The organism is Pedobacter sp. (assembly GCF_040513095.1).
GTDB lineage: Bacteria > Bacteroidota > Bacteroidia > Sphingobacteriales > Sphingobacteriaceae > Pedobacter.
The window spans coordinates 1-5,798 of sequence record NZ_JBEVDX010000122.1 but is presented as its reverse complement, the minus strand read 5'-3'; the positions used below and the strand labels follow the sequence as shown (position 1 = coordinate 5,798).

The following is a 5,798-nucleotide window of genomic DNA, read 5'->3' as shown; positions in this document are numbered from 1 at the left end:
ACAACCTTTTTTACTGTTGGATGAGGTAAACTCGCCAAAGGAGTATATATAGAGAGGTTTAAACTTGTCGACCAGCTCGTCGATGAATCCCAGGAAATATTCTTTTTGTTGTTGAGGAGAAAGCAAAACTTGGTTGTTCATTAGATGATGGGTTAGATAGTTGGATGATTTAGGCAAAGCACGGCCATGACGAATGATTTCGTCCGATTTGACTGCTTGCACGGAACTTAGAAATTATAAAAGAAGCAGAAGGCTTATCTGCTGGTTAAGCTTGCAAATGTTTGCTTTTAGATATCTGGTGGTTGATAATTCAGAGACTGGTGCAGACAGATGGAGACCTGAATCGATATATTGCTGGTAAAGTTACCAGAAAACCAGACACAAATATCTGATTGCATAAATACGCTGGCATCAATGTAATATGCTGATTCGGGACTTGAGGATAAGTTTTTGGTACTGTTGGTGAGGGTGATTTTCTTCTTCTTCATTTGGATACTATTGATTAAATATTCAATAGAACCAGGTACAAGAAATGAAAAAGGACTAATAAAAACAGGCCCGGCGACAGTTCTTGTAGTCAGCGCTACCCGGTGGAAATCGGGGAATAGTGAAACTATTCAGACACTACAATAAGCTGCCCCGGACCTATATATTTTGCAAATATAGGAACCGGTGCTCTACTTATTACCCGTGTCTGCTTAATTTCCACATTAGCGCTGACGAGGTTCTTAAATAGAACACCTCAAATATTTTGAGATGTTTTAAAACTAATACTTTCTAATAAATACTTACATATTGTTTATTTTCATACAACAAATGTAATAAATAAGATTTAATTAAACAATAAGGAAATTAAATTATTCTAACGAAATTACATTAATTAACCTCATTAAGATATGGATGATGTGCTTATGTCATAGAGTTTCACATAAAACGGAGATCAATAAGTAATGCAATGGGTCAAATAGTCGTTTTTAGATAGCAAACTAGAAAAGCTTCATGAGATAGCTCAAACCAGTTTGAATAGCTATCTCATAAAGTAACAGCAACTTTATATTGTGATCTTTTTTGTAAGCTATCCAGTATAATAGAATATTCTCTTACCATACACCCATCGCATTATTTCGGTAATTTACATGCTATTTAGACTTTACTTACTCAAGGCCTGAATAGCTACGCCCCGTCAAAATCAAACGATAAAGTGTTATAATAGATTATTATCAGGCATTTTGATAGGCCGTTTTAAATTCCTCAGCAAACTGTTCCAGTTTGATCTGCCCGGTTACTATTGCACCGCTCGCAAAAAAGTCTTGGGTAATGATACCAGACCTTACACCCTGGCCCATTTCAACGATCAGACCGACCAGTTCAGGTGGCAATCCCCCGGCAAGCATGCCTTGTTTTAGCTGTTCATCAGGAATAGCTGTCCAAACCAGTTCCGGTTTTCCTATTGCCCGGCCGAATATCCCTGCAATCTCGGCCCCGGTCAAAATATCACCTACAATGTATTTTACTTCAAAACCGTCGCCTTCAGCCTGCAGTTCTTCTGCAAGCGCTGTCGAAAGGTCCTCCGGGTGTGTTAGGGCCAGCCTGTCATCACTATTGTAATTGTTACCGAAAACGCCTTTGCTTTTGAGCAGTGGGATATCTCGCAAAAAGTTAATGAAGAAAAAACCTGACCGCAAAACGGTCACATTTACACCGTCTAGCGTTTGCAATATTTTTTCAACATGATGAACTCCCTGCACAGGCCCGGTACCCTTGGCGGCATCAGCCCCAACACTGCTGAGCATGACTGCGCGGGATATGCCTGCGGTCTTAATGGCATTTGCGTAGGATTGCCCGGCATCGGCGATATTCTGTATCATATTGCCCTGCCCCATGGATGGCGGCATCATCAAATATACTGCATCTGCTCCGCTGAAAGCTTCGGCCAAAAATGCTTCGTCACTGATAGAGCCGATAGCTGCATCTGCACCCAAAGCCTCAATTTCGTCCCGGCGGTCTTCTTTTGTACTGATGACGGTTACTTCATGTCCGGCTGCGATCAGTTTCTTTACTAATGGTTTGGCTACATTTCCTAATGAGCCTGTGGTTGTAATTTTCATCTTGATTATTGTTTTTAAGAGGTGATGGAACTGATATAATTTAACTCGGGGTAATCGGTGTACCCTTTTTCGCCAGGGCTGTAAAGAGTGTTGTAATCCAGCTCATTCAGGGGGGAATTTTTCTCTATTCTTTCCATAAAATCGGGGTTGGCCAGAAAGCTCCTGCCAAAAGCGACCAGATCCGCGGAGCCATCCTGCAATTTTTCTTCAGCTGTCTCTGCGGTAAAGCCATTGCAATAGATAATGGTGTTCGCGAAAGCCTCCCTAATATCCTGATGTGTTTTTTCGGGGATGCCCGGATTGTTTGAAATGTGCAGGTAAGCGATGCCCAGCCGGTTTACTTCCCTGGCGAGCTGAACATATGTTTCATGTACTGCAGCTTCTTCATATGAAGGCATATCGTTGGATGTTAAAAATGGTGAAATACGCAGACCAACTTTATCTGCTCCGATAGAAGCTGTTATTTTCTGTACGATCTCCATCGCCATACGCCTGCGGTTCTCTATGGATCCGCCATAATTATCTTCACGGTTATTGACGTAGGGGTTTAATGACTGCTCCAGCAGATAACCGTGTGCTCCGTGTAACTCAACGCCATCAAAGCCAGCGGCAATCGCATTCTCAGCTGCCTTAACATGATCATCTATTATACGGGCTATGCCTGCTTCATCCAATGCAACTGGCGCCGAATATTCGAGCATGCCGTTATCAGTATAAATTTCCCCTGCTGCCTTTACCGCTGAGAATCCTACTACCTGATGGCCTTCCGGCAAGTTGGAGCTATGGGCAATTCTGCCGGTATGCATCAACTGCAGGAATATTTTTGAGCCGCCTTCATGAACTGAACTCGTCACTCCTTTCCAGCCTTCTATCTGGGCATCCGTAAAAATGCCCGGGATGCGCGGATAGCCTAAACCTTCGGGGCTGGGCGAAGTGCCCTCCGTGATAATTAGTCCTGCACCGGAACGCTGTTTGTAATAAATAGCCATCAATTCATTGGGTACATTGCCGATTGCACGACTTCTGGTCATCGGTGCCATCACAACGTGGTTCTTCAACTGAAGTGCGGCTCCCCTATAGGGCATGAATAACTTTTTCATTTTGCTTATCTTTTAATTTATATAGCAAAATTGCGCCTAATTATAAGGTGATAATAGCCTGATCAGGTGATAAATCAGTCCGATACGACGAAGTATTTAGGCTTGTGAGGAGTAACGCTTGGGTGTGAAACCGTAGTGTTTTTCAAATAATCTGCTGAAGTGGCTCAAATTGCTAAAACCCAGTTCATAACCAACCTCTGCAACGGATCGCTTACCCTGTTTTAGTAAAAATGCAGCTTCTTCCATGCGGGCACGCTGAAAGTAATTATAGACAGTATCGCCGAAGGCCTGCTTAAAGAGCTGTTTAAGTTTGGTTTCGCTCATGGCGGCAACTTGTGCCAGTTCAGGTAAGACGGGCGGTACACTCAGGTCATTGATAATTTCGTTGCGGATATGCAGAAGCCTGGCCACGTCCGCGCTGTTAATGTTCTGATGCGGTAAGCTTTCACGTTTCGATAGCTTTTGAAAAAGCACATAAAGCAGCTCCTGTACCTTGATCTGCATGTAGAATTGGCTCAGCTCATCGTTCATATCCACCGCGCTTAAGTTTTTGAGCAGCAATTTCGCCTCTGCGGTCATGTTTTCAAAGTAAAGAAATGAATGTCCCGGGCTGGTTATCGTCTCGAGCGTAGAATTCAGCTTATTGAGAGCCAGGAGGGTTTTCAGATAGGCCGGCATAATAGCGATCACTGCGTAACGTATAGTCTGGCCTGCCGGAAAACGTATGGTAGAGTTCAGATCATTGGATGTGACCTGGATAGCGGATTCATCGCGTTCGGAAAACTGAATATTGGGCTTATTGTCGAATGCTATGTCGAGCGTTTGTTCGTTGCTGTAAAAAAAGATGGTTATCAGGTCATTACCCTGGCCAGAGGTATTGCGGTTGATGATCAGGTCTTCCTTTAATACATAATGATGCAGAGTGATCTTGAATTCCGGGCCAAAAGCGAGTTTACGAATGTAGCCATTACCCAAATCACCAGGAATGACCAACAACCCATCATTTACCGTTGCCCCGACATGCCGGGCAAAATAGGTCATGAAATCAAACTCAGGCGTTGCAGTAAAACTAAAGATCATTTATTTATATTGTCCCGGAGATCGAATTTAAGCATATTCCCCGAAAGAAAAAATGTCCTTCTATGACAAGCCGGACACCTACCCCAAATCGTTACCTTTGCCAGTGCAGGCTTTTTTTCACAAATACCAACAATCCAGTAGCTGAAAGTTCAAAATAAGCATAGCTTTATAGCTGAACAATCTGCTATGGAACACCTATACTACAAGCCATCAGGCAAAATACCCGTCAAAGGCATCTTTATTTCTCTGATCATAGCATTCGTGATCACGGTCGTCCTCAGCATTATTTATATAGCCCTGCAATGGTTTATTCCCTTTATTTATCTCAATTTTTTTATTACAGCAGGACTTGGATTTGGAGTTGGTGCCGGAGTGTTTATCGCAATCGGACTGGGGAAGATCAGAAATACAAAATATGAATGTGTACTGGCCGTCTTATGTGGCCTTTTAGCCTGGTATAGCCAATGGGCATTATTTGTATCCCTCATGTCTGAGGCCGACGGCAGTATGGGAGGTGGAATGTGGGTACGATCTTCTTTCAACCTTACAGGTTTCTGGTATGTTTTAACACATCCTGAAATGCTGTTTCAGGCAATGCTGAGCTTAAATGATGCTGGCACTTTTACCCTGAAACATAATACTGTTTCTGGTACTCTTCTATGGCTGGTCTGGGCATTTGAAGCATTTATTATTGTTGGAGCACCAGTTCTTTTTTCCCTTTCAGGAAGATCGACAACTCCCTTTTCTGAACAAAATGATCAATGGATGGAAGAACGGGATGTACAGGGAAAACTTAAAACAGTAAATGATCCTGATCAACTGACAGAAGAGTTAAAAAGCGGTAATTTTCAATCCCTGAAAGACTATCTGCCTGCTGATAATTTATCAATTGATTATGCAACTTTGCGTATATATGAGTCTCCTGGTGACCCCGTCAGCTATATAAGTGTAACAAATATCAGCCACAAGGCCGATAAAAAAGGAGAGTTAAAGAAAGAAACTAAACTTGTGATCGAATACTTCGGGATTACAGCTGCATTGAATCATTAATCCATGCCCAATGTGGATGTTGGTATTTGTTCGCCCTATGCCACGTCGACCAAACCTATTCATTAGCATTAAACGATCAGTGAAATTTATTAAGCTTTTCAAATCTTTTCAGGCGGGCGTAGTTATATTGCTGTAAAAATAACGGACATACGTTGTAAATAACATTTGCAGCTACGAGCAATGCAGCGGTCAGATACTGGCTATAAATTAGCGCCTCAATTGTTGACATGAAGAAAAAGAACAGGCAATAGAGATGGAACCTTTCATACATTCGAATTGTGGACATGTAATTCATAGCGCTCGCGGCATCATGAATAATGGTTTTGCGTTTGTAGCCATCACCATTCTGTACGAATTTACGAATGAAGCGGATACCGAATTGCTGATAAAAAACGGGATCTTTGCTTAATTGTATCCAGCGCGAAGGAATTGCCAATGCGGCTAATGATAAGCCGATTAT

At 42.4% G+C, this 5,798-nt stretch carries 6 protein-coding genes; 1 reads left to right on the top strand and 5 read right to left on the bottom strand.

Annotation, left to right across the window (positions count from 1 at the left end; all coding sequences use genetic code 11):
* Positions 1-287: 287 nt before the first annotated feature.
* From ABWY16_RS14250 to ABWY16_RS14235, 4 genes are all read right to left on the bottom strand, one after another.
* A complete protein-coding gene (locus ABWY16_RS14250) occupies positions 288-488 on the bottom strand; it encodes a hypothetical protein (RefSeq protein ID WP_353905316.1) in 201 nt (66 codons plus the stop codon).
* 732 nt (positions 489-1,220) lie between these two features.
* A complete protein-coding gene (locus ABWY16_RS14245) occupies positions 1,221-2,108 on the bottom strand; it encodes an NmrA family NAD(P)-binding protein (protein ID WP_353905315.1) in 888 nt (295 codons plus the stop codon).
* Positions 2,109-2,122: 14 nt separating this feature from the next.
* Positions 2,123-3,208 carry an alkene reductase gene (locus ABWY16_RS14240; protein WP_353905314.1) on the bottom strand — a complete coding sequence of 362 codons (1,086 nt, stop codon included), beginning with the start codon at positions 3,206-3,208 and terminating at the stop codon, positions 2,123-2,125.
* A 96-nt stretch (positions 3,209-3,304) separates the two neighbouring features.
* Entirely contained in the window at positions 3,305-4,288 is a 984-nt protein-coding gene (locus ABWY16_RS14235; protein ID WP_353905313.1) for a helix-turn-helix transcriptional regulator, read from the bottom strand.
* Positions 4,289-4,474: 186 nt separating this feature from the next.
* On the opposite strand from ABWY16_RS14235, the gene ABWY16_RS14230 reads away from it, so the two are divergent.
* Positions 4,475-5,338 carry a hypothetical protein gene (locus tag ABWY16_RS14230; RefSeq protein ID WP_353905312.1) on the top strand — a complete coding sequence of 288 codons (864 nt, stop codon included), beginning with the start codon at positions 4,475-4,477 and terminating at the stop codon, positions 5,336-5,338.
* Positions 5,339-5,414: 76 nt separating this feature from the next.
* Here ABWY16_RS14230 and ABWY16_RS14225 read toward each other — a convergent pair.
* On the bottom strand, positions 5,415-5,798 hold a 384-nt coding region (locus tag ABWY16_RS14225; RefSeq protein WP_353905311.1), incomplete at its 5' end, for a glycosyl-4,4'-diaponeurosporenoate acyltransferase CrtO family protein.

What these genes read in the sequence shown, in the direction of transcription:
- ABWY16_RS14250 (WP_353905316.1), bottom strand. Translation starts at nt 488, where the DNA reads ATGAAGAAGAAGAAAATCACCCTCACCAACAGTACCAAAAACTTATCC.
- ABWY16_RS14230 (WP_353905312.1), top strand. Translation starts at nt 4,475, where the DNA reads ATGGAACACCTATACTACAAGCCATCAGGCAAAATACCCGTCAAAGGC.
- ABWY16_RS14240 (WP_353905314.1), bottom strand. Translation starts at nt 3,208, where the DNA reads ATGAAAAAGTTATTCATGCCCTATAGGGGAGCCGCACTTCAGTTGAAG.
- ABWY16_RS14235 (WP_353905313.1), bottom strand. Translation starts at nt 4,288, where the DNA reads ATGATCTTTAGTTTTACTGCAACGCCTGAGTTTGATTTCATGACCTAT.
- ABWY16_RS14245 (WP_353905315.1), bottom strand. Translation starts at nt 2,108, where the DNA reads ATGAAAATTACAACCACAGGCTCATTAGGAAATGTAGCCAAACCATTA.